Raw genomic sequence first — 26,375 nt, forward strand, 5'->3', positions numbered from 1 at the left:
TGGAGAATAACTTTACGTAGCATTCATATTTTCCTCCATCCGGAGCATTAGTCGAGAAAAAAGATTTGGGAGTCTCCCCTGAGTAATTGTTTTCTGATTTCATCGTGAGTATAAATCCTGAATCTAAAAAACTCTGGGCGCAAACCTTGAAACTCAGGAAGGCTCCTTAGTGTCTCGTCGAATTGTCTCTGTGCAGCACGAACGCCGTCAATTTTAGTGCCCCAACGTTGTCTGACATTGCCTTTCCAGGCCTTGGCCATCTGATCGCTGACAATAAATGCGTCAACATCAAAGTCAAACCTGTTGAAATCTGCTCCCTTCACCGTTGTCCCACGTGCAAGACTCCCTCGATACCCAACTAGAGCATTTGGATCGATTTGCTTGGCGAATTTGGTATCAATAACATCTGCAAGCTGTGTTTGGATGGATGTTCTATCATATCCCCAATTCGAGCGTCCGTACCCAGAAATAACCTGATCACCGTTTTGATAGCGGAGTCTTCCAGCGCTGGACAATTCGGATCTTAACGGGGCCAAAGCAGCCGTCCTGAGCGCTCCTAAGCCATATAGATTCAAGGCAAGATCCTTGGCTGTCTCCGCGGCCAGCACTCCTGTCTCCAGTATTCCGACAGTTGCCCGAATATTGCGTTCGCGGCGCGACATCAGTCCCATGTCCGCCAGAACTCCTAATGCTTCTTGCCCGTTTCTTTTATAGGCTGCGGCTGTGGCAATCGTCAGAGGATGCTCGGTCCCCATTTCTTCCGAAAGATTATACGCCGTTGTACTGAATATGTTTGATTCATTCGGTATTCCTAACTGAGAGCCACCAACACCTGTCTGCTTCATGATGCTTGCTGGCGTATGCACCGCACCACCACCATACCGAATGATATGTTGGTTCATGCTATCATTCAGCTGAAACCTGTTCATCTGCGACATCTCATACTGATGGTAGAATGATTCTGCCCGATTGATTTCCTGCTGCATCCGCCCATCCGGGTCCATAAAATTCACAGGATCTCCCCCGGCATAGTCATAGAGGGACATGCTGGCTCCGTGGCCTGCGGGATCAGGGGACAGGAAACGACCGCTGCCCGGCTCGTAATAACGGGCGCCGAGGTAATAGAAGCCCGTGACGTCCATGCGACGTCCACGCCAGACAGTGGATTCAGCCAGCGAACCGATGACAAAGCCGGTGTAGGTGGTGGTCAGCGAGCCAGGCGCAGGGCCATAACCGGTGCACTGGGTAGTCTGCCAGGACACGGTGGTGACGGCCGTCGTTTTCTGCTCGATCTGGCCGACGATGTTGCCGTAAAGATCTTCGACCAGGGCCGTCCAGAGACCGGTGGTATCATCCAGCAATGCCTCCATGCCGCCGATGCCGTTATGACCACCATAACTGCCGCTGCTGTCGGGTCCGTGGACTTTCCAGAGACGCTCCTGCCGGCTCAGATCGCTGCTGGTCGTGGAGTTACTCAAGCGTTCCACAGCCACTTCCAGGAATTCATGAAGCGGATCATACCAACTGCGCTCCTGCTGAGTGGTGCCGGTCACCAGACTGCCCGCCACCTTTTGAGTGATCTCCGTCTGGATTCGACGCCCCAGGGCATCATACCAGGCCTCCCAAACGTACCCCTTGGCGACATCCCCGGTCACACCGATGCGGGCATGCTGGGTTTCCACGACTTGTACGAGACGGCCAGCATAATCCCAGGTGAGGTTTTGGATACGGGTCTCTGTGCTGCCGACTCTGAACGTGCGGCTGGTCACCAGACCTTCGGCATTGTAGCTGGTCTCAATTTTCTCAATTTTCTCCGGCTCCACCTCACGAGGGATCGCGAATGCCTGCATATCCTGCGCGGTAGAAACCTGCTGGTTTGGCAAGGCCATCGTGGCCTGAGCCCGCAACTGGTAATCAAGCTCGGAGGGCCTGAGCCTCATGATGGCGTCCCACTCCGGAGGTGTGGTCTTAAGATTGACCGGTGACACCTGCACACGGAGGGAATCAGGGAAGCCTTCCCCCGCACGAGCGAGATCGAGCTCCACCATGTCCGGACTCACACTTGTGGTGCCTTCGGCCGCCTCCATCCGCCAGGCATCATTGCCAGACTCATTCAGGACGCGGGCGAAGCCGTTGATGGAAGGGCTGCCGACGGTGTTGTGAGCGGTAGCCACTTCATAAGTCCCGGGTGCCTGCACCTTGGATCGTGTCCGGATACCCAGCCCTGTGGCATCAAACTCATGAAGAAGAAGCCTCGAAGTTCCGGCGAGGTAATCACCGGGGAGGGCTGCTACCGCCCCGCGCAACGGCATCTCCGAATATCCTTCACTCAAGAGGCGGCGACGTTTGTCATACTGGTAATCCCGGGTGTCCTTCCAGGCAGGCATGCCATCTCCGACATCCTCTCTCCAGGCTTCATACTTCTTCTGCCGATCATCATCGGTCCAGCTGAGAGCCTCTCTAAACATGGCAGAAGCGACCGTTCCGTTTCGGGACTGGGTGACAATCTCTTCGATGCGCCCCCGTCCGTCACGCTGGGTGATGTCCTGGATCCGCCAAGGATTCGTTTTCTGCTTCAGGAGACCGTCTGCCTCATAGAAAAACTCGAAGTCCTTTCCAGCCGAGCCGATCTTTGAAAGCCTGCTATCTGCGCCCCAATTAAAGGTATAAGCCCCCCCATGGCTAACCTCAAGACCGGCTTTAGCGGTCAATGGCACTTGAAGGGCCGAACGGCGGCCGCTCTTTTCATCATAGACATTCTCCAGGCTGCTGACTTTCTCGGCACCTGCAAAAACCTCTTCCTTTCCGATGCGGCCGTGGCTGTCGAACGTACGTTCTAGCGTCGTGCTGATCCCGCCGGAGACGGTTCTGGTGCTGTGGGTTGCTGTGCCACCGACCGTTTCAATGACGGTCCGGGCCATGCCACGGGCGTCGTACTGAGCGTACTCACGAGCGATATTGCGGCTGCTCTCAATGCCTGAGCAGGAATAAAGCGAGATCCGCCCGAAGTCATCGTAGCTGAACTTATGAGTAAGCGGGTTGGATGAAGAGGCGTCCTGATATTGCGTTTCCACATCCAGGGCTCCTGCCCAGGCATGCGGCTCAGTGGAGCTGTAATAGCTCTGCGTCCGCAGCCTCTGGGTGTCTGTATTCGCCACCGCCTGAAGCTGTGAACCGGCCGCAAATGCGGGCGGTGCAGCTTTCAGGTAGCTTGCCGTCGGACGCCCGGCCAGGTCAGTCAGGCTGACCTGGGTGAGCCCCCCGGGCATGGTGTAGGCAGTGAACATGCCGCTGCGGGATCCGCTCGACGCCTCAACCACCATTTCATTGGCGTCGATGAAACCGTAGTGGTAGCTGCTGGTCTTGAGGTCCGGCAACTCGGTCTGAACGACGCGGTTTAGCGCATCGTAAGTCATCCTGGTGACAAGCTCGCTGGTCACCTCGTCCTGGATACCCATTTGACCTTTGCTGATGACTTCGACAGGGTTTCCAGCCGCGTCATAGACTGTCCTCGCCATTCCGCCGCCGTTAGGCAGACTGAGGACGGTTTTACCACTGACATCGGTATAGGTCGTCCCCAAGAGCCTTTCAGATCCGGCTTCTCCCTGATAGGTGCGGGTCCAATTCTGCAAAGGATCGTATTCCGTCCGGGAACGCCTGACGGTTCCGGCCGTCGGCACGAAGGCTCCAGATCCCGGGGAGGGAGCGGAGAACACCGTCGTGACCGTCGGCCTACCCAGAGCATCCAGTAACGTCTCCGTCACTTCCACGTTACCTGCCGTTGCGGCCGGACGGTAGCTCGTGGTCTTTTTCGCTTCAGGGTCATAGATGTGGTGGACGGCAGCATGGACCGGACCTCCAGGACTGTGAGGCTGGCTTACCATCAACGGTCGGCCGATTTTGTCGTAGCTAGTCGTGGTCTGATAACCCGCGATGTCCTTGCTCAACACAACCTGGCCACGGGAGTTGGTCTTGGTAACTTCAGTGCCGAGAGGTTCGGCCGAATCCGCACTGCGGATGGTTTTGGTCACGGTGTTCGCCGGATCGTTGTAGGAAAACTCTGCCCAAGTACCTGGAGTCAATTCTTGTACGGCCACTCTCCCGTCGTAGAAATAGGTGGTTCCCAATTTAATGCCATTGGCTCCTATGACGTAGTAGGGCTTACCTGTTGCGGTTGTCCCCGTTTCTGTGGTTGCGCCCGCAGCATCCTGGATGCGGACACCCGCCTCCCGCAGGTAATAATCTGTCTCAGTTACCGGATTAAAATCCATAGAGGATATGGCATCGTCCGCCACCGCTCCTGAAGTTTTGTTGACACGGTATGCCAGATATTGTGTGGTTTGCTGGCTTAACGGTTCTGCCGATCCCTTTGCAAAAGCTCGCGATTCAATGACACGTCCCATCCGGTCATACTTCGACTCGCTATAGTTCCCGCGTGGGTCCGTGGCTTTGACGAGGTCGCCGAACAAATTGTATTCGTTGGTCACTACCGCAAATAAGTCAGCACCTGGCACTGCCTCCACGCCAGAACCATCCTCCTTCGCACGGCTTCGCCAGCTTGTCTGCTCGACGGCACGGCCCATGCCGTCATAACGCGTGAAGGTATAATCCTCCGGATTGGAACGTGACCCGTCCGTCCACTCCACTTCCCCGTTCAGGTTGTAGTAGGTGTAGTTCCAGGCCACCTGTCTGCCGTTGGCGTCTAGACGCTCCTCCCAGATCTGGCGCCCCATGTCATCATAGGCATAAACCGTCTTCCGCCCGGCAGCATCCTTCTGCCAAATCAATTCATGACGGTTGTTATAGACAAAAGTGGTCTCCACATCCGGAACAGCTGTGACGCCGCTGTATTGAATTTGCCGGGTTTTCAGCCCCTTTGTGGTGTATTCAAATTTGGTGTGGGCAAAGTCCGGGGTCCCTGAAACTTCCTTGCCAACATAGATATCGGTCAGCACTCCGTTGGCAAAGGGACGTGTATCGTAGCCTGCGTCGGCGTAGATGTTTTTGGTTTGTCCAAGAACTGCATAGACACCGCCTGCTGCTTCGGCAGACTGGGTGATGACACTTGGCAAATAGGGATAGTCCACTTCATCGTCCTCCCCATTATAGATATAATCCGTCTTCATGGTCACGGCAGGGGAACCTTCCATACCTGTATTCGGCACCACCATGGTAATCGTTTTCGGCAGATCCAGAAGACCCGTTTTTGACTGATGTCTGGAAGGAATGTCGGAAAGTTGCAGATAGGTGGTCTGTGTGCTCAGGCTTTCGGTGCCATCCAGGCCATCAAGATCTCCCGTCATGGTGGTCTTTTTGACATTGCCCCGGGCATCATACTCAAAGGTGTTTTTAAGACCTTTGGAGTCCACTGCCTCCTTGGTGCTGCGCGCGTAGCCGTGAGTCTCTCCAGCGCTGTACTCCGACCAGCTTTGTTCATAACCGTTTGCATCCCTCATGTTGGTCATGAAGTTATACTTGTAGGTATAAGTTCTGGCGCGCCCGTAGGCATCATAAACCTTGGTAATGCCATGATAAAATTGGCCATTTTCCTTATCGATCGAATAATCTGGAGTTCCCGATGAGTCGTAACTGGCCCTATACCGGTCCATAGCGCTGTAGTCAAAAACCGCCGTGATGACCTCGTCGTAGGACTCCTGAACAGGCTCGCCAGCCCTTGAGGAATCATAGACGGTATAGGTTTTCGAAACCTTCGGAGTGGCCTTCGTTTCTGAAACAACCGTGAAATTCACCGTCGGCGCAGCGCCGCCAAGCCTGCCTGCGGTGCTCCTCTGCACAATCACACGACGGAGGTCATCATATTCATTGGACACCGTCCGTCCTTCTGGGAAGAACTCACGGTCAATCATGTGGGTGGAATAAGTTCCTTTTTTGCCGTTTTCATCGGTTTCCTCCTTTAACTGGTAGGAATATCGGAAGACGGAACCGTCGGGTCTCTCCACTTTCTCTAAATCCCCGTATTGGCTGTAGGTGTATTTGACCGCCCGGCCGTCCGTGGAGACGATTTCTGTCACTTGGGCATGGCCGTCGTAATAAAAAGTGACCGCCTGTCCGCTGCTGCTTTTAATGGTACGAATTTGGCCAAATTCCGGATAGAATGCTGACTCGTAGTAGCTGAATTCAAGATAGTTACCGGCATGGTCCATCCATCTATGGAGATAAGGCCTCTCTCTTTTGATGGAATTATCGACCGCGAACTGCCTCATTTTATATTCGCGGACGCTGCCATTGCGGGAAGTGAGTTCATAGATCGTCTCTGTCCCGACCTTTTTCTTAGTTATCGTGTTGTGCTGCAGGCCACGACCGTCAGTATTGACGAGTTCAGGATTGTCCTTCCATGTCACTTCCCACTTGGTGGGATTTGAACCAGAACCCGCAACCGGTGTATACTTCAGGACGGTCCCGTCCATTTCCGCTCCCATGAAGGATTTATCGCCTTCGGTGTTCGTTTGCAAATAAGGCATCATGAAGAACAACCAGCCATAGCCCATCATGTTATGCGCCTCATTGAGAGAAGAATAATGCCGCCGGATTTGCAGAGGCAGAGCCCCTGGCAAGGTCAGATCCACCGCATCCACATAAAAGGCCCCTGTCATGCTGTTGACGGGATCAGCCACCGTCGGCTGCATGACAGTATTTTGGTTTCCGAGGTCCCCGCCGTTGATGGAGGCGAGTGACAGCTCCTTCAAGTCAAAACCTAGCATGTCGGCATAGCGTCCATAGCTGTACAATCCACTGATATCCGAGGGCGCAAAGTCATAGAGGCTTCCACCAATGCTCTGCCAGTAATCGCTAAACCCAAAAGTAGAACTTCTCCAGTTCCTGGCCATGTCCCAGCCGAACAGGCTGTCATTGCGACTGCTTAGCCAGGAAGTATCGAATGCTGAGTAGCCACCTACATCTGCCATCATTAAGCCTGAGTAATCAACGTCCGAGCCACTTGCAAAATTCAAACCCACGCCGCCTGTTGCGCTTGCCGCGTTGGGGCCCAGGATGAACGCAGCTGTGCCGCTCCAGGTATTATTGGCCCCGTTGACCTTTCCGGGTGTCACATAAGCGGTGACGAAGCTTGGATCGCCATAAGTTCCACTCGTCATCGAATTCACGACCATCTGCCACTGCCGGGGATTCCAATCCTTTAACTTACGGGTTGCCACGGGATTCAACCCGCCTTTCGGATTGACGTGGGTGTATTCCACCTCCCCAGCAGCCGCATAATTTGCCGCAGTCAGGGCGATCACCGGTGTTTCAAGGGCATTTTCGTCTCTTAGTTGACGGTGCAGAAGGTTGATCGTCGAGATCGCATCTGTGTCATCTTTCGGATAGTACCGGTCAATGGTAATGTGCTCCAGAGCCGACTGCTCAAGATTGATAAACGCAGCTGCTTCTGCGGCGATCATACGTCCGCGTCCTCCCGAGTCTGGACGCAGATCCCAGGCCCCAGCAAAGGCCGTGCGGCTTGAGAAGATGTCCAAAGCCGGAAGGCTGCGTTTCTTCGTCTCAGGATCCTGACGGAGCTGCGCACAGCCCCAGTTACGGAAAGTGGCCGGAGACAGCTTGAAAAGTTCCGATATCCGACGCAGAGAATCCGCCATCCGCTGATGATAGGTCATTCCCATTTGGTGGACCACGCTCACCGTCGTACCTTCATCACCGTTTGTTTTCCGGTCATACCAGAATTGGTCTTCATTCGCACGTTGCATGCGCTGGCTGACGCGCCCCACATTCAGGCAGAATGCTGAAAGCGTATCGAGAGGATATTCTACAGTCTGCGATTCTTGCAGAACCTCACGGATTCCCAGATAGCTTTCCGGTTGGGATTGGGCAGGAGAGCCTGCCCAGCTACGATGCCGCTCTGTAGCGACACGCAGGCTGTAAAACGTCGCTTTGGAACTGCTGAAGACCTTGTGCTGTGCACCCAGCAGGAAAGAGTCTGTGCGGGCACCTTTATCGATATAATAGGGATCCACATAGTCCAGATTGTAGGCAAAGCCGAGTTGGCCGTTAAAAGTACTGGTGCGGTTACGGTTGAAGTTACCTTGCGTATACCCGGGCCGGAACTGATGAAGATGGGCGGTGACCCCGTTGGCCTTGTTATCAAACCAAAAACTCCTGTTATGCAGGTCGGAAACATTAAACGGCCCCAGCTCGCCAAGACGGAGGGCGAGCCTGGTAAACCGCTTGCCAAGAGTAAATCCGGCTTTCGATTCGCTGGCGTCAATAATGACCGAGTTTCCAGAGATACTCTTGATAGTCGCGCGGCGTGTTCCGTCCGATGGCTGCTGGTCGTCGTCTAGAGTGACCGAAAGACTGTTCACCAGCCCACCGATCTCAAGACCATCCTCATCGACCTGGGCAATCAGATCTCCGACTTTGAACGCGGTGGCTTTGGAAAACACCAGTTCAATGTCGCCATCGTCTTCTGTGTTGATGGCTAGAAGTGCGTCCATCACAAGAGGAGCAGCCGCCCGCGCGTAGTGTGCACGGATTTCAAAAGTCATTTGGTCAAAGAGACCTCCGACATCTTTGTACGACTCAACAACCCGTGGGAGAAGAAGATGTTCATCTCCCGAACGCCGGATGCGATGCCCAATGGCAAAAAGGTCCATCGAAGCAGTGCCACCCAATTTGGCGGTATAGGTCAATGTGTCGTCCGTCGTATTTTTAGTTCGGTGCAAGGTCTGGATGACAACGGGCAGGTTTTCACCCGTGACCGACAGCCCATCCGGCGAAACCGGAACGACAACCTGCCCCACAGCAAATTTACCCAGAGGATTTTCATTCCTGGTCTCGGGCGCGGTCACACCAGCAATTGGCTCTGAATTTGGATCCAAACAGGCCACCTCAATGGTCACCGTCCGTTCTGCCGAATTAACCGCCGAAATCACACCGTTACTGACAGTCGAGCTGGTAAGACCACTAGCAATCGCGGTTTCATAACTCAGGAATGGCCGAGGAAGGTCGGTCCAATCAGAGTAATGATGCTTCCTCAAACGGCTGGTGTATCCAAAGTCTCCCAGCCTCATAGCCCGGAACTCAGGCTTAGAAGCCAGAAACTCCCCAGCTTTCCGTTCCAGCGTCTCAAGTGGGCTTTCCTTGATTGCGGCATCGTCGTAGATGCGATTGTCGCGCGCCAGATAGGCCTTGACCCAGGTAAGCGGTGAATTGATTGCCTTACGAGCAGGGGTCTCTCCGTCTGTCGGCTCCTCTGGGTGCTGATACACCTCCCACAGGTCACGTCCTTCTTTGACCTCCATGTCCTTCAGCCATGGGAAAACGGATACCCATTCATCTTCAATGTAGGCGGCGACATAGGGATAGCTCACAGCGATCAATCTCTCTGGCAAAACATTCCCTTTGGAATCCGGCACACCATGCACCTGCATGCGCAGAAGATTTGACACCGTGCTGTCGAGCAAATGCATGGTTCCCTCTTGTGGGAAGAGATAAGTGGCCGGGATTCCGGCCTTGCGCAGCAGATAAACCAACAACGCACATTGCTCCTTTGGAGAGCCCTGGCGTTCCTGGAAAACGCCCACCGCATTCCGGTTTAGGCCACCATCGTTTAAGGAGCGTTCATAGACACGGCCATTCTCCTTGAAGGCCACCATATCAGCGAGCTCGATCTCATTAATAACGAAGTTAACAAGCCGCAAAGGGTCACTTTCCATGTCTTCCACAAAGGCATCCAGAATTGGGTGACGCAGCAGTTCTGGCGAATGATCTAACTGGCTCCAGTCATCTCTCTGGGAGGAACCGCCGTTGAAGGCGGTACCGTTCGGCAGCAGAGCCCCGAGGGTGTAGCAGTCATAAATGCCACCAGTCGATGATTCGATCGAGCAATCAACCAGCAGCGAGCCGCTGCTGGCTGCAGCCGCACGGTGGACGATGCTGCCATTGCGATAATAAGACACGACCGTCCCCACACGACGGATGACATACCAGTCTGTGTCTGCAGCGGTGCCTAAATCATTGACCTGTTTGCCGCTTTCGATGATCCTGATCGTCGGGAAGCCAGTTGTCGATTTGACCAAGGCTATGCCATAGTCCAGATCATTCCAGTGTGCGGTTCGGTTGATCAAATTAAACCCGACCGCAGCTTCGACACCCGGGGTGAAGGAGAACTTCACAGCACCATCTTTGGGGACAGCAGCCAGGCTTTCAGCATCGCTATTCCATATCACTCCTTGGATTGAGGACGATTTACGCAGGCCACCTCTTTTTCGTTCAGCTTCATCTGCGTTATCATCGCCGGTGCCGCCACTCCGGGTCAGACGATGACGCGTCCAATAAACTGGGATAACCTCATTCAGATCTGTAGCAGTAGCTCCCATGGCCATTTTCCACTCATCACGGATCAAATGCCCGTTCGCAGGAGGAATGGCGTTCTTACCTTGAAGAGAGGTAAGATTGCTCGCCTGACTCAGCTCCCAGTCATCGGGCAGATCATCGCTGTCTGAATCACACCAAGTATACTCGACGGCGTGGGTGCCATTCAGGCTTGATGTCACCGTCGAAGCCACCCATAACGGCTCATACACGGTCTGCGGGAACGTGTAGACGGGTGCATAGTGAAGGTAGGTAGGTGAAGTATTGCTTTGATACCCCATCCAGACAGTGACCTTGCCGCCTCGTCTCACCAACCCGAAATTAGGAGCGTTATCAGCGTCGCTGGTGAGGTAAGGTTTGACCTTGTCTTCAGAGACAGCCCCCCGGTAGTGTGCTGTCGCCACTCCCTTTGCGAAATTGATCCCAAAGTCAATGGTTTTAGCCGCAGTCTGAGCAACGCCGCCTGTTAGACCAATAGTGAACGAGGGCTTAGGCCCCGGAACTTTGAACCACATGGCTCCATCACCCCAAATCGCATGCTCGCTACGGTTTCCATTCCACTCAACTTCGGTCAATTTACCGCTCCGTGGGTTCAGCGGATCAGTTCCAGCTGCAGCTTCTTGAAGATTGGTGGCACCATCAGCCCCTGCCGTGTCGATATCTTCCTCAGGGCTGAGCGTGGTATTCGTTCCGGCCGCAGCTATCTCCACAGTATTCAGGATCCCGTCATTATCCTCATCGACCTCCGAAGTTATGATGGACCGTAAGAGAGCTCCCTTGCTGACTACACTGGTGGAGTTGCTGTAGACGGAGACATCAGCGACGTAAGAAGGAGACGGCGTGAGCGCAACAACCGTCAGGAACTTGTAGCCATCCCGGAGATAGCTGACGGACTTTTTCACCTCCCCATTGACAATGTTGCTGTCGATTTTCAACCCCAGGCGGGAGATTTCGTTCAGCGTGCCATGAACTGGCCATTCAACGCCATTGGCGACAACATTGAACTCAGTTGCGGAGGTCTGGAAACCAAAATCGAGGTCACTGTCCGCAGGACTGTCATTGCTCGAGGTGATGCCTGCGCTCATGATCGCTCCGGGAGCGACCTTGAATTCTACAGTGCCGCCTTCAGGGATTACCAGCCTGGACTGAGCGTCTGAATCCCAACCCTTACCGGACGAACGTACGAGTCCGTCCTTGCCCTCCGTCGGGTCCAGCTTACCACGCAGCCTTACCCACTCAGGGTAAAGAACCGTCGCGGTTGCCGGCTCATCATAAACGGCATCATTGCCGTGCGCGAAGTAGCTCTCAGACAAGCCGACCGTGTAACCATTGCCAGCGTCCACAGCCACCGCTTGAGCAAAAAGATTGGCTGTTTCAAGAACAGGGAATTGATGAATCGCCACACCGTCCACCCAGACACCAATTTTCCCGCTGCTGCGCACAAGGCCAAACTGAGTGTTTGGCGTGTAGGCTCCCAGGTAAGTCTGGCTTTTCAGATCCAGCTTGTTCAAGCTATCCGCTTTGTTTCTAGAACATGCCCATGCCCGGCCACCGCCACTATTCCGAGAGGCCACGGCTATCGCTCCAGTTCCGCCGCCGCCAGTGAACCCCACCGTGGGTACTGATGTGTAGCCGCTTCCGCTGTTGGTGACAATGACGGCACCAACACCGAACTTGACAGTGACAATCGCGCCAGAGCCAGTCCCGCCGCTAAGGGCCACAGATCCCGTCGGCGGGACCGTGTAAATGCCGCCATTGTAAACAGAGAGCGTGACGATTCCTTTCGTCGAGCTTACTTTATCAACTCGGAACGCAGTAGGCATCGTGCTCGTTCCGCCAGGAAAGGTTAGAATGTCCCCGACCACATAGTTTGTGCCTGCCGAGTTGATGGTGGTAGTACCAACAGCTTTCAAGCTCGTCGTGGCTGAAGCTTCGCTGCCTCCACCTCCAGTAAAGGTGACACCCGGACAACTGGTGTAACCGGTACCCGGTGCTTTCACTGAAATTCTGGTGACAATGCTACCGACCTCATCAGGCAAAAGGTAAACGCCATAGTCCACATCTGTGGTGGCTCTGGTAAGGGTGGATGAATTTTCATAGGCATCAAAGCCGACCACCAGCCTGCCAGAATGCGCAAAGCCCTTGAACCAAAGAGCTCCATCACTCTTCAATTTCTGTCCAGGCGTTGAGGTCTGGTAGGCAGAGGAGGCCGAACTGAACGAAGATGACGTCAATGCCATGGCTCCTGTCGTGGCATTTCCGATCTCAGTTCCTCGCGCTATCCATGTTAATTTAGCGGTAGAATTAGCCCCTGCTGGCGCGCTTACACTGGCTTTTGAACTTGAGGCAAACTCCTGGATGTTGGTAAGGCCGTCAGAGTCAGCATCCGCACCTGCTCCTTTATCCGGGAAGTTGAAATACTGAGTGTAAGTCGGCGTTCCGGACAAGTTGCCTCCTAAATCGGATTTTTCCCACTCATCCAGCATGCCGTCTGCATCCACATCACCACTGGAGTAAATCCGGCATGAGCTAATTCCAGCGCTCTCAGGTACTAAGGAGCAATCCACCCACAGCGGGCTGGCATCTTCACGCTCAACCTCTCCTTTCATCTCACCATCTTTCCAAAACTGAACCTGATTACCTTCCACAACAATGCGAAAAACCGTCTCGCTATACCAGCTGCCCATGCTGACGGTTGTCTTTGAACCTGGATGCTTATAAACAGCCTGTTTTAGTTTGGCGTCGTAGCCGATGTAATACTCAAGGTCCTCCTTGGTGCCACTATCGTTCTGGACAGTCAATCCAAGAGCGAGTTCCACTTTGCCGATGCCAGCTGGGTCTGCACGGAAGCTGACAGAGCCGTCCCCGGTGATTGGGATGCTGCTCTGCGCATCCGCCGCTGCAGTTCCCTTGCCCGGCTCCGTCACTAGCACACCCGCTGAAGGCGAGGTGGTCCAACGATGTCGCACCCACTGAACTGGATGTGTGCGGCTCAACGCATCGTATGGATGAGTGCCATCCAGGAATTCCTGGAAGTCGGTGGCACCGTCACCATCCTGATCCCGGCCTGCTCCGTCATCGGTCATGTTGATGGAGCCAAAGTAAAGTTTCTCCCAGAAATCTAGGATCTGGTCACCATCCGAGTCGCCGGCCGAATACTGCAGCTTGCACTCTGAAAGCTTCGCGTTAACCGAAAGAACTGCATCCACACACAAAGGGGCGTCCTCCCTTTTTTCAAACTCATAAAAAGGGGTGAAAACGCTCTGATCTCCAGCGCTGCCAATCCACACAGTGACCTTGCCTTCTTCTCTGAAAAGACCGAAAACAGTGTCGGTAGTGACTTTGCCCAGATGAGCTTTCGATACTTCTGTCGAGGCGTTTTTACCGTTGTAGTATGCCCATGCCACACTGCTGGCGTCAATGTGGATTCCATAGTCTATGTCATTTAACGTCCGGTCAACGTTGTTGGCGCTCAGCCCGACCGTCAGCACAGGGTTGGCGGTGCTCCCGGTGATGCTAGATGCTTTAAACCAGACACCGCCATCCGCCAGGATGCGTTTGGAACCGCTTGTCAGATCAGCGATGACTACAGGCGTGTAGTCGAGGCGACGGACAGGAGAGCCGCTGTCAGCGGCTGCATGCTCACTCCAGAAATACCGGCCTGGTGTAGGTGTAGAGGTCGTGGCATGAATGTCCGCAGCGGGCTGCCACGCAAACGTATGCAGGGTCGCTCCCAGGCGTGGATGAGGAGGGGTTCCGACTGAACCGGTTGAAATGCGGCAGCTCTTGATGGCCGCAGTGACGGTGGAGCTGGTGGCTCCAAAAGTGGCATCAACCCAAAGAGGTGAAACAAGATCTGTTTTGTGAGTCGAGTGAACCAGAAGGCCGTCCACAAAATAATCCACCCATTCGTCACGTACGCCGAGGCGGAAGATAGTGCTGGTGGAATATGTTCCGAGGGTCCAGGCAGCTTTTCCAGGCTCGATCAGGCTGACATCCCCGTTCAGCAGCAGGTCAAAGCCATATTCCACATCGTCCTTTTTGGCGGAGTCATTGCTGACCGTTAGGCCGACGGTCACTGCTGCCAACTGCTCCATGGAGAATGAAACATTCCCATCAACAGGAATAGGCACGATACTCTGCGCGTCTGATGTGTTGACGACTGTCGATACGGGAACAGATAGGGATGTCGTTCCGGATCCCGCCTCCGCTTTGCCTCGCAGGCGTCCCCAGGTCATGCCGGTCGATTTGCTATCTGCGCTTTTCGGGTCTGTCCCCTCATAAAACTCCTCGACAATCTTGCGGTCATCATCATCGCCGAAAGTCGAATCACCCAAGATAGCAGACACCGGAAGGGTCAGAAATTTCTCAATCTCCCAGACATCAGGAACACCGTCCCCATCTTTATCTGACCGCCAAATTTTACACTCTGCAAGCTTAGCCTGTGAAGTGTAAAAATATGTATCTACGACCAGAGGAGCCATTTCAAACTCAGGGAATGCATAGAAAGGAGTTCCATCTTTCCAAATCACCAGCTTACCGCTCTTGCGCACGATCCCCCATTGAGTCCCACCGTTCCCGCTGGCATCTGCGGCAACAACTTTACCTAAATATCGATCAACCGCAGAAAACGCTCCATTATGGTAGGCATAGGCATCGCCATCCGCCTCGATATAAACTCCGAATTCGACATCCGCAGCCGTCGCGGCATCTGCTGTTCCACGTTGTTTCCTTAGGCCTACCGAAAGAACCTTGTCGGCTGAACCAAAGCGGAACCAAACCCCGCAGTCCCCATTCAGGGGCGTGGTAGAATAGGCAGAGGCATTCCCGGTAGCATTACGGATCAAGACCGGTGAGGTTTCTGAATATGTTAAGAGAGTTGAATTATAGATCCAGGTGACGTTTTCAAGATTTCCTGCTGCAGCCTGAAACTGAAGATCACTCGTTGTCTCGCTCGGATTGGTGTTAGGCGATGTCGCCTGAGCCCACTCAACGATATTCGCAGACCCGTCGGCATCAATGTCCGACGTATTGTTCGATGAATCCGTGTATGCAGCGACTGTTCCGGGTGTCACTTCAGCCAGGCGGGTCTCATCTTTCACCACACCGTCTAGAGCGGCACCTGGCATCAGCGGAAACTTCATCTTGTGGAGGTCAATTTCCCAACTATCCACAAGCTGATCGGCATCCACATCGTCTTTCGAGTAGAGCCAGCATTCCTCAATCATCCCGGCGGCATCCTCGAACGCCGTATCCACCCATAGAGGTTCCTTGTTGGCACGCGGCACAGCATGGATCAAGACTCCATCCCTGAGGTAACGGACCTCTCCTTCACTGACCTCAAGTCGGAACCAGGTGGCGCTGTCATATTTCCCAGTGACCGCAGGATCCACGTTCACTCCATTGACCTGGACTTGGTAGTTATCAGTGCTCAGATAAATGCCATAGTTAAGATCCGCTTTGGTCGCAGAAAGGTTCTTCTCGGACAGCCCAACAGCAATACGTTTCCCCGTCTGCGCGGGACGGAAGCTCAGCGATCCTCCAGTCCGGATGGCCACGTTGCTTTGGGCATCCTGCGTGGCAGCCGAGCTCACTAGACCGCCTGTATTCCGGATGCTCCAGGCCGGATCATCCGTTTTCATGGCAGGGTTTCTCAACCGGACCCACTTCACAGGGGAGGCGTAACTCAGCCGCCCTGTCAGCGGGTTGGCGTCTGTCCCGTGCTGGAACTCCTGCAGATTCGTGCGGTCATCACCATCATCGAATTGCCCCGGAAGACGAGGATCGAACTCCCAGATGTCATCCATTGTTTTGCCTTCCCCAAGCTGGGCCAGCTCCCAATCGTCATCCATCATGTCCCCGTCTTTATCACCTTTACCAGGGACGAACTGAACACTAACTGTGCCATTGCCCGCGCCCAGGCCAGGGCCCAGGCTCCCAGCCCCAAAAGCGGTATCAAAGCGCAGGGGAGCATACTCTTTCTCTGGGAAGGTGAAAAGCTTCACACAATCGGAGCGATATTGCATCTCGATGCCTTTCTCGCGTGAAAGCCATACCGACACTTCTCCATCTCGGCGAACCAACCCAAGCGTTCCATTGCGGTAATAGGAAGTCTCTACCCCGCCCAAATGTCCCCCAATTGATGCCTGGGACACGCCCTTATAAAAGGCTGTGACATAGCCCCCATCAATCTGTAACCCGTAATCGATATCATCAACGGTTCCTGAACCGCTACCGGCGTTCAAACCTACTGTTAAAGGTCCCCACCAGCTTCTAAATGTAAACCAAGCAGCACCATCGTGTAAAATCCGCTCGCGCGTCTCAGCTATCAGGGAATAAGAAGAATAGGTTCCGCTAAAACCTGGTGATATACTTCCTAGCAAGATTGTGGACGTTACATTCGACGGCCCCCGAATCTGAAATGTAGGTAGAAACGCGCGACCACTCTTCACGTCATTGCTATTTGTTTCAAGAGCGGCCTCCCAAGCATTCAGAGAGTTGTCATCATCAATCAACGTCGCCTGATAAAGACCAGCAGTATAGGGCCCGTTGACTGGACTACCAGCACCGAATGCCGTATCTACGTAAAGAGGCGAAAACTGCTGCTGGTCTGCATCGTCAAAGATGTGGTGGCAAGCACCATCTTTCCACAACTGAACCTGACCACTTTGACGGATTAGGGCAAAGACGGTGACAGGCACCCCTGGATTTGCTGCATGATCAGCCTTGGTCTGGGTCGTGCCAGCCGAACGGACCAGCGAGCCCTTCCAATAAACTTTCGCTATGCCGCTGGCATCCAGTTTAACCCCATAGTCAATGTCTGCCTCTGTCATCGCTGAACTGATACCTGTGGAATCTACAGTATTTAATCCGACCATGAAACCCGCCGAGCGATTCAGAAAACTGAAGATAAAAGCTCCGTCATGGGTAAGTTTCCGCTCACTTCGGGCTTCGCCTGAGGATGCAGAAAATTGTTGACCTGCGCCTAATGTCACAGCCATCCCGCTGCTGTCATAATTGGTAAACTGCGCCAGATCCGCCCTCGGAGGGTCTGTCGGCGGTGCCCAGTGCCATCCCCATGAAAGCGGTTCAGCTTTGGCGTCACCTGCACTCGGAGGCAAAATGACATCCCATGAATTCAGATGCCCTTGGACAAAACATGATTCGGCCACACCAGCTTTATACTCTGAAATCGATGTTCCGCCTGCCGTCACATCAAAAGCGGTATCGGCATACATGGCCGCCGTCGGAACAGTCTTTTGACTAAAGGTGAACAATTTGACGCCTCCCCTCCAAATCGAAACCTCTCCCTCTTTTCGCACAATGGCCATCACAGATGCGGAAGTCGATGATGCAGGTATCACCTCACCCAGATTCCCGCCTGAAGATTGGACGACCCCCTGATAAACGGCATAAGCAGTGCGTGTGCTCGAATTGGCGGCCACATAACGAATTCCATAGTCGATATCCTCTTCAGTTTTAGACGCACTGGCCAGCCCGGATGACTCAAGCTGGTTGAGCCCGACGGTATAAGTCCCCCTGGCGCTATTAAAGCTGAAGAGAAAGGCACCATCACCGAGCAGTTTATTCTTGCTGATCATTTCAGCAGTAAAACTCATATAAGAGGGGGAGTCCGCTGATGTAGTAAAGAGCATTCCAGTCCTTGTACTATTCCAGGAAAAACTACTGCCATACGAACTTCGCCCCACCCAATTTAAAGAACTTACGTTTTTCGGATTTCCCAAGAGCAGCCAGCGCCACTGCAATTTTCCAAGGCTTCTCATTATGCCATCGTTATTGCCATCGGGTTCAAATCTTTGCAGCTTGTCGATAGGCAAAGGACTTTCTTCGATGTTGGCAGCCAATTCGCCAGCCTCCCATTCATCAAGAAGGCCGTCACCATCCAAATCCGTTTCCGAATAAAGATAGGATTCCGGCATGCCGGTTGACGAACCCGAAGGAATGTAAAGATCCACCCAAAGATCCTTCGAATCGACGCGCGGGATTCGATAAATCTCATGCCCGTCTTTAAGATAACTCACTTCATCCGGCGAGACCTTCAGTTGAAGTTGGGATTGAGTGTTGTAGGTCCAATTATTTTTAATGTAGGCCGTCGAACTGGCCGGGGTGCGCAGCCACAACTGCCCGTTTGCCTGGAAAGAGAAGCCATAAAGGATATCCGTTTCGACCGCAGCGGTGTTATTTGCTGTGAATCCCGCAGCCATGAGTTCAACGGCGATCACTCTGAAAGAGAACACGCCTGACTTGCCGCCGCTGATGGAGACGGCGCTCTGGGCCTCCCCAGCGCCCGCTAAGTTGCCACTATCTCCACTAATATTGCCTATGTTGCTGGTTGGGTTGGTATAGCAGTCTCTACGTCGAGTCCACTGCACCGGTAGAGAAAACTGCCTGCCTTGCCCACCACTTTCAGCAACTCCCTCTTCATAAGGATCAGTGCCGTGAATAAATTCATCGACATCCGAAACGCCGTCACCATCGGAGTCCTTGGGCATCCCGTCTCCAGCAGTTCCTCCCAGCTTGGAGAGGTCACTCGCATAGCGGGTTTCCCATTCATCTGGCAGACCGTCCTCGTCGCCATCCCCATTGACCATGACACATTCAGAAAGTCTCGAATCAATCGTTCCTGAGGCAATGTAGTGGTCCACCAACAGAGGCGAGGTCTCGGTGTCCGCAAAGGTATAAACCGGGGCGCCATCCATCCAGACGGTGATCGCGCCTGCCCGGCGCACCAATCCGAATTCAGTGACTCCTGGAGTGTAGTCTCCAAGCGTAGCTAACGCTGAAGTGCCCCCCTTTTTCCAGACGGTGGCTGTGCTGGTAGTCGCTGTCGGAGTCAGACGGACGGAGAACTGGATATCCGAATAGGCTGTGGAGGCGCTTTCCACAGTGAGACCGAGCGACATGATGGGCATGCCCGTGACGAAAGGTGCCGATCTGAACCAGACAGCACCATCCCCGTAAATCTTGGTGGGAGAAACACCGCCCGTCCAGGTAAAGGACTCTGCTTTGCCACTCTCAAGCACCTTGGGATCCGCGCGCACGGCGTATTCCCGGCGGTTGGTGTCATTGGATGGCCCGGAAGGGCGGTCGGAATCAGCTTCTGCGGAAAACCCGCTGAGGAGGGACCAGTAGCTCGAATGATCGGAGGCGGAAGAGCGCAATTCCTGCCAGGTCTTGGTCTGGGTGTTCGCATAAGTTCCTTCCCATGCGTCCGCCATGCCGTCCGCATCTTCATCTGTGCTGGAATAAAGAAGACACTTGGACATAGCAGTGGTCACTGTCTTCAGTTCCACCTTTCCCCACAGCGGAGCTGTGGAAGTCCTTTTGACAGTCCGGAAGACGACTCCGTTCCGTATAAAGCGGATATCCTGGCCCGCGACATCCACCCGGAATTTACTGATGGCAGGCGGGCTGGCCCCGGCAGTGAGGTCAGCATACACGCCCAGGTCTTCCCCTGCGGCATCGGTCGTCGGATCGACCACAAAAAGCCGTCCAGGAACCGTGACAACTCCGCTTGCGACCGTGCCCGGCTTGAACCACAGAAGAAACTGTTCTCCGTCTGTGGCAGCAGGATCCAGATTGCTGGTCAGGCCCACTTTAAACTCTTTTTGATGATCGGTGGTCGCCGCCGCCGCCAGTTCAAAATAAATGCTGCCTTTGACTCTGTTGTCCCAGGCGGGCTCACCCGTGCCGATGCTGACCACGCTTCGTGCGCTGCCATCCCAGGTGGCGGTTCCCGTTTTGGCGACTGAGCCGGTCGTGGCGTTGACGGTCGCTTTCTTCAACCGGGTCCAGCTTACCGGGAACGAGCGGCTCACCAAGTCTTTCGCGTGTGTCCCTTGGAGGAACTCCTGTAAGGCCGTGAAGCCATCGGGGTCAGGCCCGCTGCCTTCATCAAAAGTAGTGTCATTGAAGCCAGCCAGCGCGGCCCCATGGTCAGGAGCCGCCGTCCCTTCGGCCTCAGGTATGGACACAGGATCTTTATTTAGCTGAGCCATCTCCCACGCATCAGGCAACTCATCAGCGTCCGCAAGCGACTCATCCGCGCCCGTGGTTTCCGGCAGCAGTTCACGGTCTTTTTTAACAGCACGTAGCATCGGGAGGTATGTCGTCGTGGGTGTCGGCACGAGCGCATTGACGAACAGCGGCGCAGACTGCCGCAGCGGGAAGGTGTAAACCGGGACATCGTCTTTATAGACCGTGACATCGCTATTCCGGCGCACCAGGCCAAAGACTGTGTTTTGATCGAAGACACCCAGCGCGTACGGACGCTCAAACTTGAGTACCGTGCCTGTATAGACGCCTTTGTAAAAGAAGTAGGCCGTTCCGCTGGAGTTTGAATTTCCCTTTCCTACCACGGCATAGTCGAAACTTGTCGCAGCCGTCTGTGACTGCATGTTCAGCCCCACAACGGTCTCAGACCCGGAGGTAGGGCTCATGCGGAACCAGACGCTTTCGTCAGCCTGGATCTTCGTCATGCTGTTGGAGACTAAAGGATCGGGGAAAGGAATGTCCCGGGCGCTTCCGATCCAGTAAGAGCGGGCATTTCCATCGGAGAGGTACTCCTGCAGGTTATCCGCCCCATCTGTAAAGACCGTCGCAGAAGTATTGGTAAAACTGTCGTTGTCCTGCCCGGGTTTAAAAGCATCGAGATCGCCAACGGTATTCAATCCCAAGGCCGTAAGGTTTCCACCTTCAGGGCTGCGTTCCCAGGAGTCCAGAAGACCGTCAGCATCCAGATCAAAATTTGACTGCATCCGCGCCCCGACAACACCTGCATTATTGATCACATTTGCACCTGCATAGAAGCAGGCATCCCCCCAAAGAGGCACCTCAGGATCACAAGGAGCCGCATAGACGATGTCTCCGTTGACATAGTATCTCACTTCATTGCCGACGACCTGTAGCCGTAGTCGCGTTTCGTGGTTGTAAGTTCCACTATAGGTGGTCAATGCAACTCCATCGACGATGATATGCAGGATGGAATCGGATTCTTGAGCAGTTGCCGTATTGTCAGTTCCGGTGCCCAGAAACCCATATTTAATGTCGGTGATGTCATACTTGTCATTTTTGGCGGACAATCCGGCGGCAGTTTTATGGGAGCCTTGTTCGAAACGGAAGCTGAACCAGCCTCCCCCTTTGATAGGAATGCTGCTTTGAGCATCTGCCACAGCTGCATTCACCGCCGGAGCTGGTAGGCTCGGTGCAGATCCAGGGGCATAACGGAGAACGTATGCAGGAGCGTTTGCCCTTCCCACAATCGCCACACGCACAGAGTCCAAAGCATGCACGCCCGTGAAATCGATGCCGGTCACAATCGTGCTGGATTTCCAGGACACGCCATCGTCTGCCATGAAACGCTGCAAAATGGCGTTGTTACGGCCAACGGCAAAGACATTCATTGAGGCATCGCAGGAAATGGAAAGAAGCTCCTCCGTCAAAGGCGTGGTTTCCTGTTCCCATTGGCCATTGGTGAAACGCCAGATCCTGCCTTTTTCACCTGCGATCCACAATTCCCCGGTGCTGACTGAGACTGTCACCGCATTGTATAGAATAGAGCTGTCAGGGACCTGTATTTCCCCCACATTCACACTGTCATCCCAATGGTTAATCCTGCCATCTTCCCTCAGCAGGTAAACGTGGCCGGAGCCCCCCGCAACGCTTGTATACGAAGTTGTATCCGCAGTGGAAAGGTTTTGCCAGGAAGTTCCATTGTAACGTAGCACCGTTCCTTCACCACCTACAGCCCAGACATCGCTTTCAGAACTACCCCAAATAGCTTTTAAATCGTTCGTAACCCCCGAAGCCTGCACCACCCATGCGCTTCCCGCTGAGGCGGCATGGAGAATGGTTCCACCAGCTCCGACCGCCCAAAATTTGTTTCCGGACGTCCCCCAGATACCATATAAGTGCTGGGTGGTTCCCGAAGACTCTTTGGTCCAGTTTGACACGGAAGATTCGGCCGTCGCCTCAAATCTGCCAATGTAACCGGAGTCGCCGACCACCCACGTGTTGTCGCCGGAGGTGCCAACAGAGGTAGTAGTCGTCCAGATGGCATTGGCTTTCCCATATTCGTTCTGGTCCTCTCGGTTCCACACCGATCCTGCCTGGGTTTTAGTAAAAGCCAGAGTCGAATAAAACCGATCGTCCGTATTCTGAAGTGACCGTGCCCGCTGAGTATCGGAGTTACGCATCCGAGACCATTGGACCTCCCGGAGATGATCCAGTGGATTGGTGGGGTCGGTTCCATCCCAATATTCCTGGCGGTTTTGAGACAAATCCTGATCGGCATCATCTCTGGGTTGGAAATTCTCAAGAGCTTGGCTGACCTCCTCAGGGTCGACCGAGTTCAGGGCAGAGTCCAACGTGATGTCTAGATGAGCTAACTCCCACACGTCACTGACTTCATCTGCGTCGATGTCGCCACTGCTGTAGCGAGAATTTTCCCAATTAGAAGTCTCTGCCTTCCATCTGACACTCACTGGCCCATAGGAAGCTTCCGGGAAGGTATAGATCGGCAAACCATTGCGCCAGACAGTCACCTTTCCAGCTTTCCGGACAATCCCGAAACGGTCTACGTTATTCTCGGCGTATCCCAGGTTGGCTACCTGGACTCCTTGATAATAAGCGACTGCCGAGCGTTTCTCTCCACTTACCAAAGATAAAAAGGCGACTCCATAGTCGATGACACTTTCATACGAAGAGACATAGGTATCCAACCCGATCATCTCATCTTTGGTATCTAATGCGCTCCCTGGATTGAACCAGACTCCCCCGTCTTCCAGAACTTTGACAGCAGCCCTGTAAGACACCGTTGCAGGTATATAAATATCAGGAACGTCGGCTATCGTCTGAGCATCCGCCAGAGCAGTCATCTTTCCATGGAACTTGAGTTGGGCATAGGTTCCCTGCGAGTATTCCTCTAGGTTAGTCGCGAGGTCCTCGTCAGCATCGCCCGTCGTTTCAAATTCATTAATCTGTCGCAGCAGGCGGTCCGACGGAATGGCGTCCAATCCCATGTTGGCTCCTGCGACTCCCTGCTCCCAGTCATCGGGCAGCTGATCAGCATCCACATCTCCGGCGGAATAAAGACGGCATTCTTCTAGAAGCCCTCCCGAATGTACAATGCAATCAGCTACAGGCCAGAGCGGCAGCGCATTTGCTCTCGGCACTGTCAGCCTCACCACATCATCCACTATAAACTGCACCTCGTTTAAGGTGACATCCAGCCTGAACACCGAAGCCACCGTGTAAGGGGATGTCGTGTAACGCACATCGGTCGGCACTCCTGAAGCATTGGGATAACGGGCATACAGCTTCCAGCCATAAGTCTCCGTGTATTTGTATCTCCAGCCGTATTGGGAATCATCCGTAGCCTGATTCACACCGGTAGTACCGGAATTTGGATTTGTCGTAAGACCGACGTTGACATTTTTATTCACAGTCCCAAACCTGAAGCTCATTTTGCCCCGGTCATAAACCGGGATGGAGCCAACGGCATCCGCGCCGCTAACGGGAAACGACAGCCCGCCGCCACCTTCGGATGCCAGTGTCACAATGCCTTTTCTCTGAACGGCCCAGTTTACAGGATTGGCGACACTCCATCGGTCGTTGGGATCCGTGCCATCAAAAAGCTCTCTAGATTCATCAACACCATCACCATCCACGTCGCCAACAACGGTGGATTCAGAAAACGCACCGCTCAAAACCTCTTCCTCTTCCATCTGCTGAGCACCTACGACAACAGTATTGCCCTTCCACTTCACCTCGAGCGAACCTGCGAAGACACGTTCAAAGTAAATACTCACCTGTAGGGGGCCCGTCCATTTACCATTGATTATTTTGGTGGACTCAAGATAGTTGCCTCCAGGCAGATTATAACGTTCAAGGACAACTTGGTCACCAACACGCTTCAATGCATAGTCAATGCCTTTGTATTCCTCGTAGTCATTCTCCACGGTAAAGTAGAATCTCTTTTTGGTGGACAAATCCGTGATGTAGAACCAGCAAACAGGATAGGCTGGCATCAACTTGTAACGTCCGCATTTGTCAACGTAACCGTTTCCGGTCGAAACCTTATAGTAATCATACCTTTCTTGGGGGCCATGCGGTCGGAAAGAATGATTGGATACCATGATAACCCCGTCGCCAGTCAGCGCTTCAGTGGATTTCGACACCAAAACGGGATCTACCCTTTTGGGTTTTGTCTCACAAACTGGTACTGCCATTTTATGTTCCAGGTGCTTGATGAGATAGTGCTCGGAAAAAACAGCCGTTCTTGTGCCTCCATTTCCAGTGCTAACAGTCACATACTTCTCGTTGTTAGATTTCATTGGCACCGGCTTGAACGGTACTGCCGAGAGCGGCAATGAGACAGGTGCCAGCGATCTCGCCTTTTCAGCGGCAGTTTTATCCAGATAGGTGGAGGGTGAGATCACTCCATGAAAGGCAGGTGTATCCAGCAGGGTGGTCCGCCAGACGGGCTTTTGTTCGAAACCCATGGCGTACACGGGCGCGTAATTCGATGTGGCAGGAGTAGCCTCGGCCCAATAAGGACTAACGGAGGGGCGCTGCGATCCTGCGATAGGGTGGCTGTAATGACAGGCCCAAAGGCGATTGTCCTCAAAAACTAGCAAACCAGGATCCCTGTTCAAGACACCTTCGGTATCCACAGCGCTCCAGTAGGTCACTCCCTGAAGCTCCTTCCACCGGGCGATATTGGTCAGGTCACCGGTTCCGGAAGTGTGCGAGCTGACTGCCACATAGACTTTGGTGATGCCACTGGTCAAAGTGGTGATGAGGTCTCCGGAACGATAGTATTTTCCTGCGGTGCTATAGATACGTGCCTGGCTTTCTGTCTCCCAGCGGCTACTCCAGTTGGCCCCAAAGTCCGGGCGCTCTGATACGAGGGAGGTGTGATCTGACTTGGCGCGGTAAGAACGTTTTTGGGTACCATCATCGTGCCATACCCATTCGCCGGCCAGATAGTTGTCTCCAGTTTTCCACACCCGTGATGGTCCAATCGGCGCCAGTTGCGTCACCATGTCAGGAACGGCAGCTGCCGCTGAGGAGGTGATATCATCCGTGACAATATGCCATTGCCCTGACCACAAAACCAGGTCGCCACGGTTGTATGAGGTTCCACCCGTCCACAAACGGCCGGCTTTCTTCCAATAGCTTTCATTCCCAGCTGCGCCTGGAATGCGAGCTGGGTCAGTTTTTATAAGGGGTTGGGAAACATAGACATTTCCATTGTGCTGCACCCAGCTGCCAGCGTGATGATCGTCTGAAACGTTCCATGTGGAGAGTCGCTCTATTGTCAGGGGTTTAACAGCAGGCCAGTTTCGCTGTCCAGCCAAGACGCTACCTTTATAGGATACAATCACCCCATAATCCTTATCCAGACCAACATGGGTCAAAAACAAAGGGTAAGCCGTGCTTTCTTGTCCGTGCAGTGGGGACAGCCCAAATTGCTCCCAATCCGAACTCGCAGTCAGAAATTGAATTGTGGTCTTCAAGACCCCGGTGGTGACCCCTGCCACGTTCACAGTACTGACACGGCTGAGCTGATAGCCATTCTCCCCAAATCTCTCCCAGTCCGCTGAAAGTTTGTCCGGGTGGGAGGCCCCCAGAGGATTCGGCAAATCAATGGTATCATCATCAATCCATGCTCCATCTGCTTTAGAGTAGATCGAGATTTTGATTTCATCTTTTTCCCCTGAACTGCCCGCAGGTTGTTGTCCGGCAACAAAGGCAAAGCGATAAGGTTCATTGACAAACAAGACCGAGGAATCTGTGAGAGGCACCTCGTTGGAGGCTGCTCCAAAGTAGGCCATCGGATTTTTCACAGGGAAATAGCGGATCTCCCAGCCTGGCTGGCGGGCTTCCACACCATTGATGCGTGTGAAGGTCTTATTCAGAGCGATTCGGGAGTCTGCCCAGGCCTGATAAACAATCGCGTTTTGTTCACCTGAAAGCGCTTCCGTCAGCCATGGAGGAACGCTCAT

General features: G+C 53.7%; 1 protein-coding gene. It reads right to left on the reverse strand.

The window, feature by feature from the left end:
- Positions 1-47: 47 nt before the first annotated feature.
- Positions 48-26,375: an RHS repeat-associated core domain-containing protein gene (locus EI77_RS10975; RefSeq protein WP_133795308.1), complete on the reverse strand. Its 26,328-nt coding sequence runs from the start codon at positions 26,373-26,375 to the stop codon at positions 48-50.

It is taken from the genome of Prosthecobacter fusiformis (genome assembly GCF_004364345.1).
GTDB lineage: Bacteria > Verrucomicrobiota > Verrucomicrobiia > Verrucomicrobiales > Verrucomicrobiaceae > Prosthecobacter > Prosthecobacter fusiformis.